At 37.8% G+C, this 26,111-nt stretch carries 12 protein-coding genes; 10 read left to right on the forward strand and 2 right to left on the reverse strand.

The genetic code is table 11. The features are described from left to right. Window positions 1-65: 65 nt before the first annotated feature. Together A5844_RS06585 and A5844_RS06590 are read right to left on the reverse strand one after the other, a co-directional pair. Window positions 66-884 carry an alpha/beta hydrolase gene (locus A5844_RS06585; RefSeq protein WP_086284407.1) on the reverse strand — a complete coding sequence of 273 codons (819 nt, stop codon included), beginning with the start codon at window positions 882-884 and terminating at the stop codon, window positions 66-68. Continuing rightward, window positions 859-2,451, reverse strand: coding sequence for a PucR family transcriptional regulator (locus tag A5844_RS06590; RefSeq protein ID WP_086284408.1), 1,593 nt, complete (start codon window positions 2,449-2,451; stop codon window positions 859-861). The genes A5844_RS06585 and A5844_RS06590 overlap by 26 nt, the downstream gene beginning before the upstream one ends. A 120-nt stretch (window positions 2,452-2,571) precedes the next feature. Between A5844_RS06590 and A5844_RS06595 the strand changes: the two genes are divergently transcribed. The 10 genes from A5844_RS06595 to truA all read left to right on the forward strand — a co-directional run bounded on the left by A5844_RS06595 (window position 2,572) and on the right by truA (window position 25,904). Continuing rightward, on the forward strand, window positions 2,572-5,583 hold the full coding sequence (locus A5844_RS06595; protein WP_086284409.1) for a bifunctional FdrA/YlbE family protein: 3,012 nt from the start codon (window positions 2,572-2,574) through the stop codon (window positions 5,581-5,583). Then, on the forward strand, window positions 5,552-6,409 hold the full coding sequence (locus A5844_RS06600; protein WP_256924533.1) for an oxamate carbamoyltransferase subunit AllH family protein: 858 nt from the start codon (window positions 5,552-5,554) through the stop codon (window positions 6,407-6,409). Before A5844_RS06595 ends, A5844_RS06600 begins: the two co-directional genes overlap by 32 nt. Window positions 6,410-6,418: 9 nt before the next feature. Continuing rightward, complete coding sequence (locus A5844_RS06605; protein ID WP_086284411.1) at window positions 6,419-7,663, forward strand: MFS transporter; 1,245 nt, start codon at window positions 6,419-6,421, stop codon at window positions 7,661-7,663. 30 nt (window positions 7,664-7,693) lie between these two features. Next, window positions 7,694-8,629 (forward strand): carbamate kinase, encoded by a 936-nt coding sequence (arcC, locus tag A5844_RS06610; protein ID WP_086284412.1) that lies wholly within the window; start codon window positions 7,694-7,696, stop codon window positions 8,627-8,629. Window positions 8,630-8,635: 6 nt separating this feature from the next. Continuing rightward, window positions 8,636-9,853 carry a dicarboxylate/amino acid:cation symporter gene (locus tag A5844_RS06615; RefSeq protein ID WP_086284682.1) on the forward strand — a complete coding sequence of 406 codons (1,218 nt, stop codon included), beginning with the start codon at window positions 8,636-8,638 and terminating at the stop codon, window positions 9,851-9,853. A 590-nt stretch (window positions 9,854-10,443) separates the two neighbouring features. Next, complete coding sequence (locus A5844_RS06620) at window positions 10,444-11,382, forward strand: 2-dehydropantoate 2-reductase (RefSeq protein ID WP_086284413.1); 939 nt, start codon at window positions 10,444-10,446, stop codon at window positions 11,380-11,382. Between the two features lie 13 nt (window positions 11,383-11,395). Further along, window positions 11,396-12,448, forward strand: coding sequence for a PTS sugar transporter subunit IIC (locus A5844_RS06625; RefSeq protein WP_179190555.1), 1,053 nt, complete (start codon window positions 11,396-11,398; stop codon window positions 12,446-12,448). A 972-nt stretch (window positions 12,449-13,420) separates the two neighbouring features. After that, window positions 13,421-22,945 carry a QWxxN domain gene (locus A5844_RS06630; protein ID WP_086284414.1) on the forward strand — a complete coding sequence of 3,175 codons (9,525 nt, stop codon included), beginning with the start codon at window positions 13,421-13,423 and terminating at the stop codon, window positions 22,943-22,945. Between the two features lie 469 nt (window positions 22,946-23,414). Continuing rightward, the gene (locus A5844_RS06635) at window positions 23,415-24,545 is read left to right on the forward strand and encodes an IS110 family RNA-guided transposase (protein WP_086284198.1); all 1,131 of its coding nucleotides are present in this window, start codon (window positions 23,415-23,417) and stop codon (window positions 24,543-24,545) included. A 621-nt stretch (window positions 24,546-25,166) separates the two neighbouring features. Further along, window positions 25,167-25,904 (forward strand): tRNA pseudouridine(38-40) synthase TruA, encoded by a 738-nt coding sequence (gene truA / locus A5844_RS06640; protein ID WP_086284415.1) that lies wholly within the window; start codon window positions 25,167-25,169, stop codon window positions 25,902-25,904. Window positions 25,905-26,111 lie beyond the last annotated feature (207 nt).

A 26,111-nucleotide genomic window follows, 5' to 3' on the forward strand; every position in this document is an offset into this window, starting at 1 on the left:
TCCTTAAAAGGAAATGCATTTTTTTTTGCATTGAAATACTCTTTTTAAACGCATGTTTTCTTAAACTAAAAGTTAGTTGTTTGATGCAACCAATCTGCCAGTTTTGTTAATACTTCTTGGACTTGTGGTTCTTTTGTTTGTTTTAAAAAGTCATGTTCTAGATCATAAACGGGATAGAAAGTGCTGTTTGGTATTTGTTTACTGATTTTTTTACTGTAAGAAAAAGGGATCTCTTTATCTGTCGTACTGGCTGTACTAAAGCAAGGGGGAAAGTGTATCAGATCTGCTGGCTGAATGGTGAATTTTTCCTCCTCCTTACCTAGTAACCCATAATATTCAGGCAAACACCCATGTTGGTTTCCATAGTGATAAAGAAGTACGCGTGTAAATAAAGGATCATCTGCCACCTTGGTATGTTGATCAATGGTAGAGATTTCTGTTTCCGTGATTTGATGAGTGATGAGTGGTGATTGTTTCTGGAGATAATTAAAATCTGTATACCCATAAAAATTGATCAGAAATTTCGGTGCCTGTTGCTTTTGTGTTAGATATTTAGCTAACTGAAACATAAGGTAGCTTCCGGCTGATCGCCCACAAAAACCAAAAGGCTGGTTCTGAATAAGTGTATCTTTCAATAAATTAAAACTCTCAATCAGGGTTCCAATGATTTCTTCTAACGAAGAGTTAGGAGCTAATAAATAATCCAAGGCTAAAATGGTGTATCCTTTGCTCACAAAAAGTTCCTTTAAAGATTCAGGTAAGTCATTTTTGGAGCCATAAATCAGTCCCCCACCATGGAAATAAAAAATATATTTAGGTGTTTCTTGTGCGGCAGGATAGATCGTAACGGACAATCCATTAGCCAGTTGTTTTGTTTCTTTCATGTGCATGACTCCTCATCTTGATAATATAAGAACCTATCTCATGGTTGACCATTTGCAATGAATTCGTAAAATCGATGGATAATAATTCTTCTACTTTATGAAGACGGTAGCGTATGGTTTTAGCATGTAAGAACATTGCCTCTGCTGTTTGTTTATAATTTCGATTATGTTGTAGAAAACAATAGAAGGTTTCAAATAATTCATAATCTGTTTGAGCAAGTTGTTCTAGTTTTTTCGGGATGATTTCTTCTACTGCAGCAAATTGTTCCTCTTTCGTAAAATGTTTGAAGATTCCTATATCTTCTGAAGTAACAACTGGCCCACTGTAGAATTGCTCGTTGAAATTTAAAATATCTAGACATTCAAACAACAATTCTTTGATAGCTTGTCGAGGTTTTAAGCTACTGATCGCAAATGTAACTTGGTCGTTTTCTTGCAAAATTTCTTCTACTAATCGATAAATTTGATCTTTCGTTATAGGACCATCTTTCTGATCAAAGTTATATAAAATGGCAGAATAATGATGCTGATCGAAGAAGATTGCCTCTTTTTTTAAGGTCCGCAAAATTGCAAGAATCCTATTTTTCATTAATTGTGTTTGCATATCTTTGGTGAAAAAGACGATCGTCTGATAAGAATCTTTGGACTGCATGTGCACTTCTTGCAGTAAACTTGTCAATTCTTCTGGGTTTTTAGGCGTATTTTGTAAGATTGCATCAGCCAAGTTATTAAGACGATTATACCGTTCTTTTCGCAATAGACTTTCTGTGTTGAACTTTTCCTGCAGGGCATCAATAGCATTTTCAATGATCACTAGATCGGTTTCTTTGATCGTGGCATTGTTTAGATATACAAGAAGTAAACAGTGGGAAGAGTAATTATTGAAAATCGAAACTTCTAATGCAAATTGTTTCTTCGAGTCTTTATGGGAATATAAGGTTAATAACGAATAATCATTTTTCATGAAATCCGTTTGGTTCAAGACTTCTCGAGAGAAAACGATGGCATCGTTTGGAATGTTTCCCTCGGTGATTTCTATTTCTTTATCAATCATTTTTAAAGAAACAGGCAATTTGATGATCTGACTAAATTCCTGCATAATCGTTTCCAATGAAGAGTATTGTTTTTCTAAACGGTTGAAACGTTGACGAACTTCATAGTACGTACGCAAGATATGGGATTGTGCATTTAAAAGTGGTTCATAAATGGTTAACAGAATCTTTTCGTAGCTGATTTCTTGACTGATCTTGATCAAAGGAATCTCATATTTGAAACAAAGTTCAATAAACCAATCAGGTATAATTTTGATGAAACGATCGGTTTTCAAGACTAATCCGCTAATCCCAATGCGATACATCTTGATAAAAAAGCCTTCTAATTCTTCTTTCGATAAATCATTTAAGGCGTAAAAAGAAGTCAAAATCAGTTGATTTTTTTTGCTCCAAGTTTCAATATCGATGGCTTCTAGGACCATTGCTGTATCTACTTCATTGTTTAAGCCAATATCTCTCGTTAAAATCTTACCTTTTTTTAACTCTCCTAGCGACAATAACTCCTTTAATTTCATGTTCTTCTCCTTTTTCCCTGTTATGGATAAAAAGTATAGCATTTTTTTAGAAAAACGTCCGATGAAAACACTTTCTTATTATTCTACAATGGCAGTGTAAGTATGATAAGGAGGATGGTTATGTTAGAAACAGTAGTGCTAAAAAATAATTATCAAGACTCGATCAATTTGATGCTTTTAACAAATAAGATCAATTCACTGGATGAAGTCAAAATGAGTCAAATCATGATGGGAACAGATGCGAATAAAGATATTTTGAATAATACGTCTTTGTTGACTGAAGAAGCGAAGGCCGCATCTGCGAACGATATGATGATCGTAGTAGATAGTGAAAGTGAAACAGTTATGGAAAAAGTGATGCCCTTAATTGATGACTTTTTAGCGGATCTATCAGCCAAAAATACAGAGCAACAGCAAAAATCAGCAACCACTTGGAAAGAAGCCCTTGAACAATTGCCCAATGCAAATGTGGCATTGTTTAGTATCCCTGGTGAATACGGGGCATCAGAAATGGAACGTGCCTTGAAAAATAATTTACATGTGTTCTCCTTTACAGACAATATTGCGATTGAAGACGAGATTCGTTTAAAACAGTTGGCTCATCAAAAAGGTTTATTGATGATGGGGCCGGATTGTGGAACAGGTATTTTATCTAGTACGCCAATTGCCTTTACGAATGTCGTCTCCCCTGGAAATATCGGTGTGGTTGGGGCATCAGGGACAGGAATCCAAGAAGTGACCACGATTATTGATCGTTTAGGCGGTGGTGTCGTCCATGCCATCGGTACAGGAGGGCGTGACTTAAGTGATCAAGTCGGCGCCATTACTGTCAAAGATGCGATTGTAGCTCTTGAAAATCATGAGCCGACAGACGTGATTTGTGTGATTTCTAAACCACCTGCAAAAGAAGTCCGTGATGAAGTAGTGCAATTATTGCAAAGTATTTCTAAACCAGTTGTTGCCATTTTCTTAGGAGAAAAACCAACGAATCATGAGGGAAAAGTCTATTTAGCACATACATTAGAAGAAACAGCGCAAATCGCCGTGGATCTAGCAAACGAAGAAACAGTGAAAAAGAATTATTTTGAACCAGTTGTTGCGCCTAATGTCGCTCAACTATCCGAAGATAAAGTAGTCAAAGGATTATATTCTGGTGGAACATTAGCAGCAGAAGCGGGAATGTTGATCTCAGAAGCGTTGGATCTAGGTGGGCTTGTAAAATCAGAAGGGTATGTGTTGAAATCACATGGTTATGAAGTGATTGATCTAGGCGATGATCGATACACACAAGGAAAACCCCATCCAATGATCGATCCAGAAGTACGGATCAGTAAAATTCACGAATATGCTAAAGATGAAAACACAGGTGTCATTTTATTTGATGTAGTTTTAGGTTATGGTGCCCACGAAGATATGGTGGGGGCGTTATTACCAGCCATTCAAGAAGCACAAACCGAAGCAAAAGCTGCAGGACGTGATCTTTATTTTGTAGCAACGGTGTGTGGGACAACGAAAGATCCTCAAAATTATCAACGCTCGATTGAACGTTTGCAATCAGCAGGTGTTTTTGTAGAAAAGAGCAATGCCAAAGCTGTCCAACTCGCTTTAATGCTAAAAGGAATCGAATGTTCAGAAGCAGATAAAGAAGTGATCCCTTATGAAGGAACGACTGTAGAGGTACCGCTACCAAGTGATCAAGTGATGGAATTAGTGACAACGAAACCAAGAATCATCAATATTGGACTGCCTAGCTTCACAGAATCGATTCTTGAATATAAAGGGGAAGCTGTCCAATTTGATTGGCGCCCACGAGCGAGTGGCAATAAGAAAATGATTCGGATTTTAGATGCACTAGAGGAATATGAAGAAAAAATCCAAGAAGAAAACCATCAAGTGACAGACAAAATGAAGAACGCGCAACCTTTCTTAGTGGATGTCGTTCCTGCAAAATCAGTGATTCCTGAATTGAATGATCCAAACCATAAAACGTTGCTTCACGCGGGACCGCCAATTCATTGGTCTGAAATGACTGGACCGATGAAAGGGGCTTGTTTAGGAGCTGCCTTATTTGAACGTTGGGCAGAAAATGAAGAACAGGCGTTAAAATTGTTCGAGGCAGAAGAGGTACGCTTTATGCCTTGTCACCATGTGAAAGCAGTCGGCCCTATGGGTGGGATCACCTCTGGAAATATGCCAGTAGCTGTGGTGGAAAATCGACTAGCAGGAAATGAAGCCTATTGTATTTTGAATGAAGGAATTGGGAAAGTTTTACGTTTTGGTGCGTATTCTCAAGAAGTGGTCGATCGCCTTGACTGGATCAAAGAGGTGCTTGGTCCAACGCTTAGTCAAGCTTTAGCATTGACAGAAGATGGCCTGAACTTAAATGTGTTGATTGCCCGCTCTATTACGATGGGAGATGAGTTCCATCAAAGAAACATTGCGGCCTCGTTGAACTTTTTAAAGGAACTTGCCCCTTTAATTATCCAAACAACGATTGCAGAAGAACAAAAATACGAAGTCATCAAATTTTTAGCAGATACAGATCAATTTTTCTTGAATATCATGATGGCCACAGGAAAAGCGATTGTAGATGCTGCCCGTAAAGATGCGAAAGGAACAATCGTAACCACGATGACCCGTAATGGTGTGGATTTCGGGATCCGTATTGCTGAGTCAGGGGATAAATGGCATTGTGCCCCCGTCAATACACCAAAAGGGTTATACTTCACTGGTTTTGATGAAGAAGACGGAAATCCAGATATCGGAGACAGCGCAATCACGGAAACAGTTGGAGTTGGTGCAATGGCAATGGTGGCTGCGCCGGGAGTTACACGATTTGTGGGAGCAGGCGGATTTGAAGATGCTTTAGCAACCTCGAATGAAATGGCGAAAATATGTGAAGGGCATAATCCAACATTCTCCATTCCAACTTGGGATTTCCAAGGGACTTGTTTAGGCATTGATATTCGTAAAGTAGTAGAAACAGGAATCACACCAGTTATCAATACCGGCATCGCCCACAAAAATCCAGGAGTAGGACAAATTGGGGCAGGAACGGTCAGAGCACCTTTAGCCTGCTTTGAACATGCTTTGGAAGATTATGCAAGAGAATTGGGTATCGTCGTTGACTAAAAGTGTGGCGATCAGTGAATATTTGGTTCCTCTTCAGCAATTTGGAGGAAATGGTGTGATTCACAGTGTGTTTGATCACTCATTCAATATCAAAGTGAAGGATCAATTAATCAATATCGCTCACTTCCATGAGTATGTATCCAGTTTTGGGATTGATTTACCGGATCAATTGTTCCATGAAATAAGTCCATTGATTCAACTAGATAATCGAGTGAAGTTGAGCGAAGAGGCCTTGATGATCTATAGCGTTATAGGTATAAAGAAAATCGCGTTCACGCCAAAAGTAATCTATCCTTTGAACGTGTACTCGTTGGGGATTAAAAAAAAGCAGTTGATTGTATTAAGAGAGTTATTAGATAAAAAGAATCTACACACGCAAATTGGTCTTCCTTTAAATGAACAAGCACAACTTTTATTTTCAAAAATGTGTCAACAAAACAAGAAATGGACACAGGAAGAATGGCAAGAGGTTGTCAATTATTTTATTGGTAGAGGAAAAGGTTTGACGCCTAGTGGAGATGACATTTTAATGGCTTATCAACTGTTATTATCGGCAGTCGCAGATCCAAGGGGAGCAGAATTACTTGCTACCCTTGGGAAAACGACGTTATCTACAACAGATATCAGTCTTGCTTATTTAAAAAGTGCCGCAAAAGGATATGGAAACTCATTGGTTTACGACTTGCTTTCAGATATCGCACACGATCAGTATGAACAGTTGGAGCAACAAGTGGATAGAATCATGAAAATTGGGCACTCATCAGGAAAAGACCTAAGCTTTGGGATGTGGTTGGCGTTACAAGCCTTAGAAATAGCAGAAAAATGAGGGAGAGTTATGGAGAATAGTAAACAAAATCAAGCAGTAAGAGTCAGCGATCATTACTGGATCAAGGTCGTTGCTATCTTTTTTGTCGGATGGATCTTGATGTATGCCACACGGACAATTTTTAATCCGATTATGGGTGTGATCGGCGAACAATTTGGTTTAAGTAATACACAATTAGGTTTAGCCAATAGTATATTTTTCTTAACTTATGCTATCGCACAGATTCCATTTGGGATCGTTGGAGATAAAATCGGTAGGAAATTAGTGATCACGATCGGGTTCATTCTCTTAGCTGTGTCGACTTATTTCAGCGGATTAGCTACAACTTTTGTCCTTTTCTTAGTGATTCGTGCTATCGCTGGGATTGGCCAAGGAGCTTATTATGGGCCACAGTATGCATTGTCGACAGAAGCAATCCCACGTAACAAGCGCACGATTGGAAATGCAATTATCAATAGCGGGATGGCTTTTGGAACATCGGGTGGTTACTTGATTTCTAGTAAGTTAGTTTTAGAAAATGAGGAATCTTGGAGTATGCCCTTTTATGTTATGGCAGTACCTACACTGATCGTAGGAATTTTATTCTATTTTGTACTAAAGGAAAAAGTACTTCGCCCTGGGGAAGAGCCAGAAGTAGAAGAAGGGCCTAAAGAAAAAATCTCATTGAAACAAATTTTTACCAATCGCAATTTAGTGGCTGCTTTCGTTTTATGTTTTACAAGTATTTATGCCAATTTTGTGATTATTACTTGGTTGCCACAATTTTTGATTGTAGAACGAGGTTTCACTGGTGCAAGTGTCGGCTTTATTTCTTCCTTAGTACCATGGGCTTCGATACCTGGTGCCTTACTTTTTGCTCGAATCAACGACAAAACAGGCGCAACAAAGAGATTAGTCTTTTTCTTAGTGCCATTAGCAATTCTATCTGTATTTGCCATTGCATTCGTCACGGATCGGACCTTGTTGATCACCGTATTGATCCTTTATGGTTTGACTGGCAAGTTAGCATTAGATCCGATCATGGTTACTTTTGTGACGAAACATGCGCCTAAATCCGCACTTGGGACAACGTTGAGTGCTTATAATTTTATTGGGATGTCTGGCTCTATTTTAGCACCGTATGTCACTGGTTATTTAGCAGATACAGCTGGGTCTATGCAAGTTGGATTTTATTTGTCTTGTGTGTTGCTAGCACTTGGTTTGATTGTTTTTGCTATTTTAGCCAAAGAAGAACAAACATTGAATGAAAGATAAATGCAGTAAATAGAGAAAGTAGGATAAATAATGAGTGTAAACGTGATTGCGTTAGGTGGAAATGCCATTTTAGAAACAGATCCAACTGACGAAGGACAAAAAGCGATTGTTAGACAAGCTGCAAAATCGATCGCAGATTTTGTAGAAAAAGGGGAGCAAGTGGTTCTCTGCCACGGAAACGGACCACAAGTCGGAAATCTATTATTACAACAAAAAGTAAGTCAATCTCCGAAAAATCCTGCGATGAAATTAGACACATGTGTGGCAATGACTCAAGGAAGTATCGGGTATTGGTTGCAGCAAGCATTAACAAATGAGTTTACGAAACGAAGCCTCAATCAGTCGGTAGTTTCAATTATTACCCAAATACGAGTGGATCAAGAGGACCCTGCTTTTCAGAAACCTTCTAAACCAATTGGACCGTTTTATACTAAAGAAGAAGCAGAAAATGAAGCCCAAATGGATGGCGGTACGTATATTGAAGATGCTGGACGAGGCTATCGTAAAGTGGTTCCTTCTCCACAACCAAAAGAAATCGTTGAAAAAGAAGCCATTCAAGCGTTGGTAGCAGCCAATATCGTGACAATCTGTGCAGGTGGTGGAGGGATTCCGGTCATTGCTAAAGAAGGCGATGAAGGAATTGAGGCTGTGAATGATAAAGATTTTTCTGCTGCAGTATTAGCCGAAGCAGTGAAGGCAGATCGTTTGATTATTTTGACAGGAGTCGACAATATCTATATCAACTATGGAAAGCTAACTCAACAAGCATTGACACAAATCAATCTCTCAGAAGCAAAAAAATATATAGATGAGGGACAATTTGCACCAGGAAGTATGTTGCCGAAAGTCGAAGCAGCTGTTCAATTTGTCAAAGGAGAGGCATCACGTAGCGCAGTGATCACCTCCATTGAACAGTTAGGGCATCTTACAGAAAATGTGGGGACAGTAATCAGACAAACGAGGTAATCAATGATGAAAAAATTTTCGATGATCACCCAAATTAGTGTTGCGATGATTTTAGGTATTCTAGTAGGAGTTTTTTTCCCAAGTAGTATTCTAGTCCTTAAGCCTATTGGAGAAGTATTTTTACGCTTGATGCAAATGTCGATTCCATTATTGATTTTGGGCCAAATCATCCAAGCTCTTGGAAGTATTGATTTAAAAGAGTTGACGAGTATTGGGACACGAACGCTAATTATTTTTGGTCTTTCATCATTTCTTGCCGCTTTATGGGGTGTCCTAATGGCGGTGATCTTTGTTCCTGGACAAGGGATTGAACAAATCGGCAATCAAGATACGACACTTCAAGCACAAGAACTTTCGATTCAAGAGACGTTGATCCATTTTGTGCCAAAAAATATTTTTGAGTCTCTTATGCAAGGATCGATTATTCAAATTATTGTTTTTGCTTTATTTTTTGGACTTGCGTTAAATCATTATTTGCAAAAGTGTCCAGAATCGCAATTGTTTCAATTGATCATTGATTTTAATGAAGTAATTATCAAAGTAATCAATTATGTCATGTATCTAGCTCCGCTAGGGATTTTTGCTTTAATAAGTGTGAGCATTAGCCAACTAGGAGCGCAAGTAATGATCCCAATGGTAAAGTATCTGCTTGTTTACGGGTTTGGCACAATGTTATTTCTGATGCTATGGATTTTGATAGTCAGTATCTATTGTCAAATGAATCCACTAAAGTTACTCATGAATATGAAGAATATGTCATTGATGGCCTTAGCAACAACTTCTTCAGCGATCACCTTACCTGTTGAACTAGAAGAAGCACAATATAAACTAGGATTGAGCAAACGGATCAGTCATTTAGTCTTACCGTTAGGAATATCTTTGAACAGCAATGGTTCAGCTATGCATATGACGATTACAGTGATGACGATTGTACAAATGTATCAAGTTGAGTTTAATTGGACGAACATGGTTTATTTAGCAATTATGGCTTCTTTTATTTCTTTGGCTAATGCAGTCGTTCCAGGGGCTGGATTGATTTCCTTGGCGGTCATTATTCCCCAAATGGGCTTGCCGATCGAAAGTATTGCAATCTTTGGTGGAGTGGAATGGATCGTAGGGATGTTACGAACGATTTTAAATGTGAACTCAGATGTGTATTCAGCAATCCTTGTTGCTAAATCCGTAAACGAAATCGATTATGGGATTTTCAACCGATCTAAATAAACCAACGAGATGAGGAATTCTCGTAAGCGCTATGTACTAGATGGAGTGATCAATTTTCCATTCTAAAAAATAAGCAACAGAATCGAAAAGAAGAACCTTTCTTTTCAGATTCTGTTGTTTATTTGTATAAAAAATTATCTTTTAATCGAATAGATTTGATTTTGAGTAGAGGTGACTAGTGATGGTTATCTTTTGTTCCTCCATTTTTTGTGGCGAAGTATTAGAACACGAATAATTGTTCAACTAATCACAATAGTGAGGCTTGAATAGGACTTCTACTCATTAACAATCGTGGAAATCTACTTATATCACTCATTAGGGTAAAAAAGTAAAAGCATTTAGTGTATAATGAAGTTTAGTATCATTTATTTTTATTATTTTGTAGTATTTTGATCGAATGGAAGTGATGAAGCATTTTATACACTCTATAGGATCGTAAATAACAAAAAATAACGAAAACCAACCTTCCATTTTACTAAGTTCAAAAAGAGAATAAATGTATTTCGTAGATATTGTGAAATGTTGAATTATCTTATCTGATGAATAGTGGCAAGTTTTGACGGTTGGACAACAAAAAAGGAGAGAATAAAATGAAAATAGCAATTGCTGGTGCAGGCGCAATGGGTAGTCGTTTCGGTCTTATGTTACAACGAGGTGGAAATGAAGTGATTTTAATCGATGGCTGGAAAGATCATGTGCAAGCGATCAAAGAACATGGGTTGCAAGCCAATTTTAATGGAGAAGACATAGTAGCAAAGATCCCTGTAGTTCTTCAATCAGAAATCAATGAAACAGAAAAAGTAGATTTGATTATCTTATTTACAAAAGCGATGCAACTCGAAAAAATGCTAGAAGATCTTCGCCCAATGATCAAAGAAGATACAGAAGTATTGTGTTTATTGAATGGTATCGGTCATGAAGATATTATTGAAAAATTTGTGCCAATGGAAAATATTTATATTGGAAATACGATGTGGACAGCAGGATTAGAAGGGCCAGGACGTGTGAAATTATTCGGTAGTGGTTCAATCGAGCTACAGAATCTAGGTGAAGGAAAAGAAGAATCGGCTAAAGCATTAGCAGAGAAACTGTCTGAATCTGGGTTGAATGCGAACTACTCAAGTAATATTCATTATTCTATTTACCGTAAAGCTTGTGTGAATGGGACGATGAATGGATTGTGTACGATATTAGATGTGAATATGGCTGGGCTTGGGGAAACCTCGACTGCTCATGATATGGTCGTGGCTATCGTCAATGAATTTGGACAAGTAGCGAAAGCAGAAAATATTGATTTAGATGTGGAAGAAGCAGTTACGCATTGTGAAACTTGTTTTGATCCTGAAACGATCGGAATGCATTTTCCTTCCATGCATCAAGATTTGATTAAAAACAATCGATTGACAGAAATCGATTATATTAATGGTGCGATTTCCCGTAAAGGCAAGAAATACGGAATCGCTACACCTTATTGTGACTTTTTAACAGCACTTGTACATGCCAAAGAACAAATTCTACAGGCAACTTAAGGAGAACGAATAAATGGAGATGACGAATAAATTAACCCCAAAAGTTTTCTTAAATAAAGTATTAGCTGGGACAGCCACTGGGATCATCGTTGGTTTGATTCCTAATGCGGTATTAGGAGCGATTTTAAAATATTTTAGTGAATACCCTGTTGCAGTAACGATTGCACAACTTGCTGTGATTTTTCAATTAGCAACACCATTGATCATCGGAGGATTGATAGGGTTACAGTTTGGCTTCAATCCAATGCAAATGATGGTCGTAGCGGGTGCCGCATTTGTCGGTTCAGGTGTGGTACGTTTTATGCCAGATCTTGGAGAAGCAGGCGTCTATGTGGGGGCAGGCACAGGTGATATCATCAATACGATGATCACAGCAGCGATTGCTGTCGGATTGATTCTATTGATTGAGGAGCGTTTTGGTTCTGTTGCTATCGTTTTAACACCAATTGTTGTCGGCGTTGGTGCAGGTTTGATTGGATTTTATCTGTTTCCATATGTGACCGCCATCACCTCTGCTATTGGGGCAGGAATCAATAATTTTACAACGTTACAACCTATTTTGATGTCGATCTTGATCGGCTGTTCCTTTGCCTTTTTGATTATTTCTCCCATTTCCACAGTGGCAATCGGCCTAGCTATCCAATTAGATGGCGTATCTGCTGGTGCTGCGGCTATGGGTGTTGCTGCGACAACTTTTGTTTTGATCGTGAACTCTTGGCGTGTGAATAAGTCTGGTGTAACAATCGCTATTGCATTAGGTGCAATGAAGATGATGATGCCTAACTTGTTCCGCAAGCCGATTATCTTAGTTCCTTGTTTCATTAGTGCAATCATCACAGCCATTCCTGTAGCACTATTTTCTATCTCAGGAACTCCAGCTTCTGCCGGCTTCGGTGTGGTTGGTTTAGTCGGTCCGTTAGCTTCCTTAGATGCTGGTCTAAACATCATCATGGTTTTGATTTGTTGGTTCCTTGTACCAATAGTAGCAGCTTTGTTCACGCAATTCCTATGTGAAAAAGTCTTGAAATTATATGCTCGAGAAGACGTATTCAAATTCTTAGGTTAGAAACAACGATCTATCGATAGCATACGCTTAAAGGTATCAAATATAGATTATCATTTTGTAACCTGAATAATCAGTGTTCTCTTAGTAGTTTTTCGAGAATAAGGAAAAAATAAAATATGTAAAATCAAAAAGTAGTATTCTCGCTGAGGATAACATGATATCGTTGGAAAATGCTTAGAGACTATAGACTAGTCTAATGGACACCAGTAACTATATAGCGTTTGAATGAAACTGTAATCCTAGTATTTTAAGAATATTTTGATATAAAAATGAAAAACGAATATCGCCAGTTCGCTACTTCAGAAATTATGTGACTGATGTATAGGTAGTATATTAGATATAGTATAACTAAAAAATTATTAAAAGCTAAAGAGTATGGGGCAGTAATCAGATTTTTCTGATCACTGCCCCATACTTATGATTCTATTCAGTTGTTTATCAAATGATATTGAGGAAGAAAAAACTGAGCATAGTTATAACATCTGGGATATGATTTTTTTAAGTTTTCGATAACAAGACTAAATGATCTATAATCAAGCCTTTATCTATTATCTGGGAATCACCTTTCTTTTTATATAACTTTCTTAATTTTATATTTGGTATAGTCACAAATTCTGTACGGTCATGTTCTTTTTTTTATTTTATAATCTTTGTGAAAACGATTTCTAGAAAGAGGAGCTTCAAAAATTTCACAGAAAGGAGGAAGCCGTAGCGATGTGGGGGTAGTTTTGTTTGATCTATTAATGCTGCTTTTATTGTGGTTTTTATTTATTTTTTGTTTTTCTACGTTGATGTACTGTTGCTTTTTTGTCTGAAAGAACTGTCACTTTAGAGAAAATAATGTAGAGTTGTTGAAGCCAGCCATAGAAAATTGATGGGTGACGTAAAAGTATAGTTCCTTAGTTGTTATTCAAATGAACACTTATACAACGAATTAGTTCTATAATTAATTTTAATGAAGGAGTGAACAAGATGCCACAGAAAGTTAAGATGACAAAGAAGATAAGGTTATCACAAGCTAACTCTAGAGAAGCGATTGGAAAAGAAAACAACAAACGAAATGACAAGAATAAATCAGGAAATGACCAAGCGAAGTTAAATTATATTGCCAATAATACGGGACAAACACTAGCCCCCGATAGTTTATTGACATTAGATGGCTTCCTTTATTTATACAGTATCTGCCAAAACGCACGATTAGTCGATCCTCCTGAACAACAGCCGATCATCAAAAAAAACGCCCCAGCATTTGAAGCGAACACACGAATTGATATGAGAAGAGACGGGAATCAGACGAGAATCCATTCCTTTGTTTCCACCTCCACCATCAATCATGAGCGAATCCAGTCCTTAAATACACCCCCTACCATGCCTCATCAGTCAACATCAATCGCATCTCCGTTTATCAGTGCCAGTCCATTTTTTACCAACCAAACGTTTCGTAATCAGACAACGTCCACACAGGAGATCATCGACGTAGCGAAAATCGCGCATGAATTAAGTATTTCTGTTCACCAGAAAGTCCATGCCCTTTACCAACTAATGAATTGTACCACCACGAGAAGAACGGATCAGGTGAATACCTATATCGTCGCAGGAGAAAGTGTGGAACAAACGAGTCTTAAAACCATTTGTCAGGATGCGGTGGGGCAAGAAAAGACACAAAATAATCAAGAAATGAAACAAGAAAGTGAAATTCTCCCTTTTTCTACTGATCCGATGACTGATAGAACCGTTCAAGCTTCCTCACATTTTTCTGCGGAAGAGACAGCTCACAAACTAAGTAGAACCTTTCAAGCTTCTTTTGAAAACAAATATAACGCCACAATAAATCCCACAAAACATGTACGTAATCAAGTGATAGAAACATTTTGGAATGACTTGACTAAGCTGTTTTACCAGTTCTTTTCCCAACATGAACACGCGGCTCCTATTCAAGAACAAAAAGAAACAAACGGCTCGTTGCTGTCGTATTTTGCTGATTGGTTACTGAGTAGCTTTTCAGTAAACTACGGGGAACAAATCACCACTAGCGCACAATCAGAAAAGAACCTAAATGTTCAGGTGATTAACCGCCACACAAAAAACTTGCTTCCAACCAAGTCTTCGCAAAAAAAATCGAAGAAGAAAAAGCAAAAAAACAATCAACAGGAGCTATCACCAGAAATGATTCCAGAATCGGTGTCGAAGGCCAAAACAGTCTTGCTTCCTGAAGGGGAAAGTTATTTGTCTCCATTTTGGCATCTGGCAGAAGATTTTTTTGGGAGGGTAGATAGGTTTATCGAACATTTCAATTTCGCTGTATTCCCATATTTAGGGGTCGAAGCAGCGGTTATCCCTTCGACTGATTATGAAGAAATGATTGTAGAATCTCATATAGAAATCCCGACAGAAACGGTCGCAAAAATAAAACGAATTATGAATGCGTATCTGGAACATCGGCCTTCTAGTGAATCGAATACCGTTCCTTTACCTTCTTTTTGGTTTGATCTTGAAACATTTCAATTGCGTCATAAAATAAAAGGGGTCAATCAAAAAGTCAAAGATTATTTGTGTAAGCAAGGAGTTCCATGTGACGGATTATCAGGTGTTAAATTACTTGATGCCGTAAAGAAGTGGGAAGTAAAAGATGGTCTGGAAACTAAAATGGACAGAAGAAAGCGTATTGCTACAATCATTCGGAATGCCTTAGAACTTCAGAATATAGAGCTGAAATATACCAAGGCAACAAGAATCGTTTTACAATGGAGAAATAATAATATCTTTCAAGATTACACATTTGAAGAACTGCAACAATCAATCCCAAAAGAATCAAAACAAACAATTTTAGATGAACCTATGACGACTGAAGAAATCACCATGAAACCTCAAACGAGTGCAATGACATCAACTACCACAACGAAACTAACTACTGAATCGCTACCAAATATAGATACTCCACAATTGCAATTTGCTGAATTTATTCCTAAAGAAACAAGATTAAAACTGGAAAAAGTCGTTGAGTTATATACCCAAGGTTCTACGTATGATAAAGTATTGCGTCAAACAGTTCCTCCCAATTTACCCACTTTCTGGTATGAATTAGAGGTTTTTGAAAATCGTGAGCAACTCGAAAATGTGAATAAAGAGTTGAAAGCTTTTCTTTGTAAAAAAAATCAGTGGTGTCAAGATATGACAGGGCAAGCTTTGTTTCTAAAAATACGATCTTGGGTTGAGTCAAAAGAGGCACAGACTGCGCGAACTAGAAGAAAAAAAATCGCTGAGATTATTCGGAAGGCTTCTGGACTCCAATCTAGAAAACTGACAAACTTAGAGGCCGAAGAAATTATCCTGCAATGGCGAGACAATAATATTTTTAGAAGTTATAAATTTAAAGAGGTCCATCAAATACCTATTGAAACGACTGCTTTACTGAATACCCTTCAGGTCAACACGCCCACAGAGATGACTGAAAAACAAGCAAGCACGTCACTACCTATGATCCGATTAAAAAAAGGGGAAGGAGAAGACATTCCACAGTCAAGTAAGACTGGGGCGTTAAATGAATCCCAGTCGAATATGACGCCAGAATCACCTCTTGAAATAGCTTCTATCAGTCCCCTAGTGAAAAAGACAGAATCATCTACCGCTCAAAATCCCAATATTTATGAGAAAATGTATGCCGATTTCATGGAAAAAATAAATAGTATTGTCACTGCCTTTTTAGAGGGGAAATCCTCTCCTGTTCCAATTTCGGAGAAGTTACCTGCCCACTGGTACGATGGAGCGTTGGAGGTATATGAAAAGCGAAATGAAACAGATCATGTCAATGATAAAGTCAAAGAATTTCTTTGTGCTCAAAAGGTTCCCTGTGAAGGGCTATCTCCCCTTCAATTGATTACGGCTATCGAGGGATGGATAAGGAAAGAAGGAAAGGAAATAGAGAAAAACCGAATCAAAGAAATCGCCGAACTGATTCTCACCTCCTCTGAGCTAGCTAGTCAAACGGTATCTGATTTTCAAGCCAACGCTATTTTCCTGCAATGGCGCAACAATAATATTTTCAAAGACTACACGTTTGGTGAGATCAACTTTAGTGGTAGTGTAGATATCACAAACAGTGAACTAATGGAAACGACCTCTGAAACTAGACTACATTCTTACGGTGTACTTCCTTCAGAAATAACAAAAACCGTCAATAAAATACACGGGGATTACTTTGATAAGCAGCCTTTGACGCTGCCCATCTACGAACCCCTTGTCCCTTTTTGGTATGATTTTGAGCTTTATCAAAAACGAAATGAAACAGCGAAGGCCAATGAAGCAGTCGACCAGTTTCTAGCTAAACAAGGAGAAGATTGGAGTGACTATTTGCCTTATCAGCCAACCGCTGTTGTTGCACATGAATGGGTGAATGATGAACAAACAGACGTAGAGATTTTAGCAAGGAAGGAACAGTTGGCTCCAATCATTCTAGAAGGGTATAGCATTCGTCGCAATCTTACAGCGACGGAGGCTGTCAACACAGTTCTGCAATGGGAAAACAACAATGTGTTCAAAGACTATACCTTTATTGAACTCAAACAATCTTCTTTAGATGAAAGCCAATTTCGTAATGAGACCCTCACAGAAAATAGTGAGATGAAAAGAGTACCAGATACTGTTGTAGATTCAGATTTAGAACTCGTTCATAAAATCGTGGGGAACGTGGCGAAAAATGTGGTTCCTGCGACACGTTATGCAGAGCCTCTACCGATCTTTTATTACCATCTCGTTCTTTTTCAAAAGCGAAATGAAACGAGTGCTGTCAATAAAAAAATGCAAGAATTCTTTACAAAGGAAGGAATTGCGATCAAAGAAAGCTCTAGTAGTGATCTGGAAAAAGCCACATTACAATGGCTCCAAAAAGAAAGTACCAATAGTGCTTCTAACACATCTGAAAGAAAGCAATTTTTAGCCTATTTTCTACTAAAAGCTCATGGTGTGGAAGACCTCAGACTTGGGGAGTTCCTGTCATCTACAAAGGTACAGGCGATTTTTAATCAATGGAAGGCCAATACTTTATTAGAAGGGTATACTTACCAAGAAATTACGTATACAACGATCCATCATCTATTATCCAAAGCAGAGGATCCATCGGTGATTCGCCTCAACGAACAAAAAAAAGAAAGCCATCAGATCTACGCAGATTTTATCCATGATCGCACGGCAACGATTTCTAAGGATCAGCCCATCCAAATGATTTATTATCATCGTGCGCCTTTTGAGCAACGGGAGAAAACACTAGCAGTGAATGAAGTGGTCCGAAAATTCCTGCTTGAACAAAAAGTTTCTCTTAAGGATCAATCCGCCAGCGAATTGATTCGAGGGATGCAAGGGTGGATTCATGAAGGAACTACCTATGGGACGATTCTAGAAAGAGAAAAACAAGTCGCTCAGCTCCTACAAAAAGCATATGGGCTAGAAGAAAAAGAGATGACAGTGAAAGAGGCTCGCTATCTTTTACTGCAATGGGAAAACAACAATGCACAAATGGGGTATTCCTATAAAGAGGTGAGTGCGTTTGAAGCCATTGAAATCAGTGCAATTGAAGCGAATGAAGAGGAAAAAGAAAGGGTCGAGGCATTTACTCGTGAGAATAAGGCCCTTTCTCTAACAAGATCTACTAGTCTAGTCATGGAAGAAAAGCTACCTGAATGGACAGTGGAACAACAAGAGAACATTCGTAAAAAAATCGTTACTTTTTTAGAGGCAAGGAATCTCAAGGTGGATGTGTCCAAGCCCAATGAGCTGATGATAAAAACGGCACAATGGGTGTCTAAGGAAGTGGAAGGGAAAGAGACGACTGATATCACGAAAGTAAAAATATTAGCGAATATCATCCTTGGAAAAAAAGAAGATGCAGTGATTTCGGAGGAGAAAGCACATGCAACCTTTATAAAATGGTTACTTGATATTACTGAAGAGAAAGCACACATTTTCACTTCTACTGAACCAACGAAAGAAGAGGAAATCCAAACAACCCAAGCAACCCAAGCAACAGAAACAACCACTATGCAACCATCCGTTAGTGGGAAACAAACACCTAAGTATGAAGCGCCTAACTGGCGTGATAAAAACATGAGGATTCAGGTGGCACAGTTTTTCCGTCAGGAAGGGGTACTAAAAGAAGAGTCAACCCTAGAGAATATTCTCATTGCTATGGGGAAATGGTTTACAGAAGAACGGGGGGAAATGATCCTCAGCTATGGTAAACTCCAATCCTTATCTAAAGTGATCCTGAAAGAATTGAATCTTTATGGAGGTGAAGGAAAAGAAAAAATTTCCGACAAGGATGCGAGAATCACTATCATGAAGTGGGTGACTGAAAATATACTGGGGAGTTCTATGGAAGGATATATGATTAAGCAGATCCTTGATTCTCCCGATCCCTCTACGTTTACGATCGGCCGCCTTAGAAAACTCTTTGAGATTGAAGAGTTGAGAGAGGGAGGTCTTCTTACTTTACATATTCTTAAATATAAGGAAGATGAGAAACCGTTTGTCAAAAAGTTGTGGTTCCTATTACTTAAAGACGTATTGCCAAATTATTTTCTTGAGACAAGTACGCTGGCAGATGAGTTGCTAATTTCTAATTATGACTCCTTGATGCAGCTGACAGGGGCCAGGTTATTAGCAGATTTAGGCATTCACACACAATTCAATCAAACAGAAATTCAAATGCTCGGTACGTTTATCTGGGATAAAATCAGTAAAAATGGCATAAAAAGGGTGGAAGAATTACGTTATACGCTCCTTCCTGCAATGCTTGCGGTTGCTCAGTTAGAACCAGATCTATTAAGGGAAGCGTTGAAAAAAGGAGACTATCATGAAGTGGCTCTTAGCACTTTTATTGATTATCAGCAAACTGGATATTTACAATTGAAAGAGCATCAAGAAACACTCTATGCCCTTTTTACAGCTTATCAAAAAGAAGTCCTGAACTGGCGACGAAAACAAGCATTAGCAAAAGAGGTAGTTCAGACTTATTACAAACATGTAAAGGGAGAATTAGTCTACAAACCTTTTGTGTTAGAACAAGATTATCTTTTTGGTCAGACTCTGACTATTAACGACTATACCTCACCTAATTTAGAAGACTGGTATAAGCGGTTGACCAAAGCTGTGTCAGAGGCGTATGTTCCATTAGATAAAAAACTAATTGAGTTTGCGTTGGCAGCATTTGATCCCGAAGAAAAGGAGTTTATGTTCTCTCCTGAAACAGAACTTTACGAGGCGTCTGCTATGTTTGAAAATACCGAGTTTCTTCCTGGAAACCCATTTGTAGCCCCTATGCCGACCATTCTTAAAACTACCTCTAAGCTAGAGCAGACCGATCTCTTTGTTGCAGTCCAAGGAGATGAAAAAAGGTGGTATGCTTTGAAAAAATTGGATGGGGAAGGAGGCTATGTTTTCTATCGAGTCGATAAAAATCCGCTGGACTACCTCAAATATGGATTAATGGATCACAAAGAGATCTGGAGTCAAGGGTACAAGAAAGAAGGGAATGCGATTCGAGTAGAAAAGCGTCTCTTTATGTTTGTTCCTACTATCGATCAGAGTAAGAAGCTATCTCAAGGAGAAAACATGCAGCCATTGATTGATGCGTTCAGTCAGAAGCATAGTGATAAACTGTATGATAAGCTTTATCAATCAGGAGATGATAAAGCTATCCTTGAACAAATATGGGATGTCGCCAAGCACATCATCCCTTTTTACGATTGTGTGACAGCTTCCATCGATAAAGATGTCGCAGTCGCCGTTCCTTCTTGCACGATTGATATCGTCCTCTTGATCCCCGTTTTTGGGCAAGTGACTAGCCTTAGTTCGAAATTTGCCTTTGGAATGGCTAAAGCGATGGCGACAGGAGGAATAAGAAATGCGATTCGTCAAGGAGCCCGATTTGCTCCGAAATTTTCAGAAATCAAGTCGGTGTTAATAAATATTAGACGATACCTTGATCCAGGAATCGAATCTATCACTGACGGCAGTCAATTTGTAATCAAAGAGTTAGTGGGTTTGAAAAATGAGATTTGGGTGAAGAAAAATGTCAAACAACTGTTAGAAAGAATGGCTGGCTTGGTAAAGGAGACACCTGAGCTACCTAAAGATGTCATCAGGACTTATTTACCAGGAAAAGGCTTGGAAGTTTCCGCCAAACGGATGGAGGATGAGTCCTATCTACTGGTGACGAATCTGAAAGCCGGAGATGTCTATGGCAATCCTTTCTGGTTGAGAGGGAATCAGTTAGCGCGATTTACTGAACCTGCCTCATTTACAGAGGAACAAAATGTGCTGCTCAAGCGGTTAGCAAATGAAATTAACCTAGATCAAATTTTTGTAGTTGAACCCAATCTGAATCCCAATGCCTATGGTAGTGGGAAAGTGATGTCTGTCGCAGAAAAAGGAAAAGAAACCAAGTATTTCATCACAATGAACGGTTATACAGTTCCTGTGAAAGTAACCCCCATTGAGGCGCATGGAGTACGTTATGATGTGATAGATGGAGATAGGTTTTATCGCGTGAATTTTAACGGGAAAGAATGGTATTTTGATGGAGCGCTTTTTCCTTTTGTCTCAAAAAAGACAGCAGACGAAGTGATGAAGAATATTGATGCGTTTGAATCAATTAAGGATCCCAGTGCTCTTTCTGCCCCAGATGAAAGAGGACTGATGTGGAATAGTTTAGGAAGATCTTACATCAAGATTCATGATTACTATATTCCGTTGATTCGATTGCATAAGAATGGGGATCGGTATCATTTAGTGAAAAAAGATATCCATCAGCCGATGACCATATGGATATTCGATCCTGCAATTGAACAGTTTCGTTTTGAGACAAGTTTAGAAAAGGCGTTGAGAGAAGAAGGGAGAGCAGGACAAAGAAAAACATGGACATCAAAGGTAACGAGCATACTAAAAAAGAAAAAAGAAGAACTTCCACCATTTAGTACTATACCAGAACCACCCGGAAGAGGAGCGGAATGGAATGAATTTAGAAATACCATAGATATTGAAGTTGACAAACTTCCCCCAAAAGAAGTGGAAAATGACACTGTGCGTATGGATCCGCTAACGAAGTTTCTCCCAGAACCGAGGATGATTGTTTATAATAATGAAGGTTTTATTAAAGGGAAGATTTTGGATACGATAATTGAGGACCTCCCTAAAGATCCACCACTTAAATTCCGAGTATATAAGGGTCTTGATTTAAGTAAGACTCCAGACTTTCTCCAATCATTTGTGATAGAGCTGGCAGAGGATTATAAAATTGCACGAGAACGTTTTCAAAAGACATTAGAGGTGTTACAAGAGGTGTTAAAGAAAGGAAAAATTGCAGATAGCCCGCAAGGCCAATATTTGATCCAAATGTGTAGACTGCAGAGGGTAGTAAATCAAGAACCCATACTATTGGAAGCTGTAAATAGATTGATTTCTATATCAAAAAAAGGAATAGAGTTTCTTCAAAAAACAGCGGACTGGGGCTATGAAAATATTTTGATTGCATCCAGTGATTTAGTTAAGCCACCAGGGATTAGAGAATATCGCTCAACCTCTCGAAAATACATAGGTAATATGGCATTTATATACCCTGCTGATCCAGAATGTAGAATAATCATTCTAGCGGATTCCTACCACTTAGATCCGAGACTTGCTAAAGGGCATGAAATCAACACAGAAAAGAGTCGAACATTCATACATGAAACCTCTCATCTTGTTTCGACCGCAGTAGATCTCGTGCCATATGATAGAGATATAATAGGTCGTACAAAAACCGGAGAAGTCTTGTTAGAGGAATATAAGAAACAAAGGCACACAATGTATTCTAGTAATGGTTTCAAAATCTTTGTGAAATCCATAATAATACATCAAAACAAACCGGGGTTATCATTAGCGACTGTTTGGAGAGAGACAATTAGAAGTGATTTGTTTCGGGTGAATTTACAGTTGAGTGATGCAGAGATGGTGTCGTTCATCATCCGAGATTTTGCGGAGGGGCGAGATTTCAATGGAGTACTTCGTAAAGCTAGAAGCCTTAAAAACTCGACAATTGGGGATGGATCGCTGTTTGCATTTTCAGCAGTGGCTACTAATACATACACATATGACAATTTTGAGAAAGACCCTGAATTGGAAAAGGAGCAAGAACAAACTACTGACAATCTCGATCTAACAGGTGCAGCGACAAATGAAAGTGAGCAGCCAACGACTGTGAAAAGAGAGGTAGATTCAAAAATCATGGAACTGATAGAGGATAGCTCAAATAGAAGTTCCTTAAATCCTAAAGATAGGGGTCTAGAAAACAGCGATACAACAAGTCACTTCTCCTCCAATCAACAAATAGAAACAGAATTTTCAAAGTTTACAGAGAAGAAAAGCTTCCTAGATATTGTTACCACTAGTATAGAAAGAAGCACTAGCATCAATAAAAGGATGGATCTAAACCAACCAATAAGCAAAAATATCTTACAATATTAGCTAAGTAATGTATGTATGTCATTCCTCCAACATGAATAAAGACAAATAATGTGTTGGAGCAAAGATAAGTGTAAATGTGACAAAAATAGAGTAACGGCTATTTACTAATAATTGATTGAAAGCATAAATTACATCTTTAGTCTAGCCTATGAGGGATGGAAAAATCATTCTTAAGTTCTGAAATCATTAAAAGAGTCTGACGTTAAAAAAATTAATCTCTTTGTCAAACACACATGAATTCGCAAACTCATTCACCCTGAAGAATGAAAGGTAAGATTGTAGTACAATTATAGGGGAAAGGAAAAAAGCCGCCATTATTTTGGAAAAGCAAGTGATGCCGATTGTCAAACTGGCTTGCTTTATTTCTCGAGAACCTTGAAATATTGCCAATGAGCATGTGTATAAAAATTTGATTTTACATGAAATAAAGCACTCCTTTCCTAAAATCATGGGAAAGGAGTGCCTTTTTATGGAAATCATTTACGAATGCTGTGCTGGATTAGATGTCCATCAAAGTAATGTTGTTGCTTGTGTTTTACAAGGTCCGCTTACTTCTACCAGACCAAAAAAACATCTACAAAAATTTGATACGACCACCAAAGGATTATTAGCCCTACATGAATGGCTAACGGATTTTGATTGTGAGATTGTCGCTATGGAAAGTACAGGTATTTATTGGAAACCGGTTTGGCACATTCTTCAAGGAAATTTCGACTTAGTTCTAGCTAATCCGTATAAAATTAAAAATATTCCTGGGCAAAAAACGGATAAAAAAGATGCAAGTTGGATTGCTAAGTTGCTGCGAGTAGGTTTGATTCCCAAAAGTTTTGTTCCAGAGGAACCTATACAAGATTTGCGTGAACTCACACGGTTAAGAAAAATGTGGATCGAATCTAGAAATCGAGAAAAGAATCGCGCGCACAAAATTTTACAGACTGCCGGAATTAAAATAACTTCTTACATGACAGATATATTCGGATTATCTGGAAGAAATTTATTAAACCTATTGATTAATGAGGAAGATATTACTGCAGAAAAAGTTGAAGCGGCTGTTTATACTTCTTTAAAATTTAAAGTGCCGGAATTAGTGGAAGGACTTACTGGCTTTTTCAGAAGTCATCACAAGTTTTTATTGGCACAAATTTTAGATGTTATTGATATGTATAACAGTAAGATTGGTGAACTAGAAACCAAAATAGCCGAATATTTACTTCCTTACCAAAAACAGATGGACAATTTATTAACGATCCCAGGAATTAGTACGGATTCAGCTGCTGTAATTATCTCTGAGTTTGGCATTCATATGAATCAGTTTTCTTCTGCAGAAAGATTAGCCTCATGGGTTGGTCTGTGTCCTGGAAACAATGAAAGTGCTGGGAAAAGACGCTCTACGAGAATTTCCAAAGGAAATGCTTATGCAAAGAGGGTCTTATGCCAATGTGCCTATTCAGCTTGTAAATCTAATCATCAGAGATTCAAAAACTATTATCAAAGAATCTGTAGAAATCGAGGCGGTAAGCGTGCGATAGTGGCAGTTGCTCATCTTATTACTAGAATCATTTACTATATGCTTTTGAGAAATGAAGTCTATCACGAATAAGAACCACTGCTCTTTGAAATTTTTAGATTCTTAATTTTTATGGAGGAGGGTAGTTTTTTTTGCTTTTTTTCTAGTTGTTTCGTACATAGGTGCGGTGAAGCTTTCGTATAAAATGATGTTGATGGAGAAAAATCTTATAATTATTAATCACCAGTAAAAATATTGTCTTTCTGATCATTAATAAGATATCGGTGGAAATTACAAACATCAAAAAGTATAGAGCCTATTTCTATGATGGTTAAACAGTTTAATCATTAAAAAGTAGAAAAAGACATGTAAGATGCAAAACATGAAATCTGTTTTGTATCTTTTTTACGCTTTGTCAGATCGGATTGATAAGAGTATCTATAAATGGCGAAGCTAGTAGAAATATTCAATCAGTCTTAGAAATAATTGCGTCATCTCGTTAAAATTGCGAGTTTTTTTATCAGCTTATTCATAGTAGTTGATCAGTAGTTCTTAAAAAATAAGTGGAAGCATCTAGAAATTGTCATCAGATTCTCCTGCTTTTCTAGATCTGAACTGGGAATGATAACCACTTTACAAGATGGAGCCCATATTTTCTGCTATACTATCACTAAAGAAAGACATGGATTGGAAGATCCGATAAAAGGAGAAAATATGCGAAATATAAAATTAACAATTGAATATGATGGGAAAAGATATTCTGGATGGCAACGTTTAGGTAATGATGAAAAAACGATTCAAGGAAAAATAGAAGCAATTTTGTCGCAGATGACGGGGGAAACGATTGAAATCATTGGTTCTGGACGAACGGATGCAGGAACACATGCAAGAGGACAAGTAGCAAACTTTAAAACAAATACAACTATGGCCCTTCCTGAGGTGCTAGATTTTTTAAATCGTTATTTACCTAGAGACATCGTGGTGAAAAAGGTAGAAGAAGTACCTGAACGCTTCCATGCAAGATACAATGCAAAGGGGAAAAAATATAGCTACTATGTATGGAATGATCCGATTCCTTCTGTATTTGAACGAAACCACAGCTTTGATTATCCTCAAGCGCTTGACCTTGAAAAAATGGAGAAAGCTTGTCAAAAATTAATAGGAAAACATGATTTTATTGGTTTTTCTGCCTTGAAAAAAACAAAAAAATCAACGGTTCGTACAATTGAAGAGCTTTCTATCCAACAAGAAGGAAAGATGCTTCACTTTACCTTTGTAGGAGATGGCTTCTTGTATAAAATGGTTCGGATCCTCATGGGGACATTATTAGATATCGGTTCAGGAAAATCAGATTTATCCGTGATCGATACAATTTTTGAAACAAAAGTCAGACAACAAGCAGGTGAAACAGTTCCCTCACACGGACTTTTTCTAGATGAAGTGTATTATTAATGGAAAGAATAAAAAACAACTTACCAACTAAATAAAAAAATATCAAACGGCTATGAATCAATAAAAATATCTTTACTCTTATTGTTGATCCGCACAGTTTTTATTTACTTTTTCATTGATTTTTGAAAGGAATATACTGGGCATGCACAAGCATCTACGAGTCTCGCCAATTTAAAGTTGGTTTACTCAGAGGAAATGAGGGAATTG

The sequence above is a fragment of the Candidatus Enterococcus wittei genome, from assembly GCF_002140175.1.
GTDB classification, from domain to species: Bacteria; Bacillota; Bacilli; order Lactobacillales; family Enterococcaceae; genus Enterococcus_B; species Enterococcus_B wittei.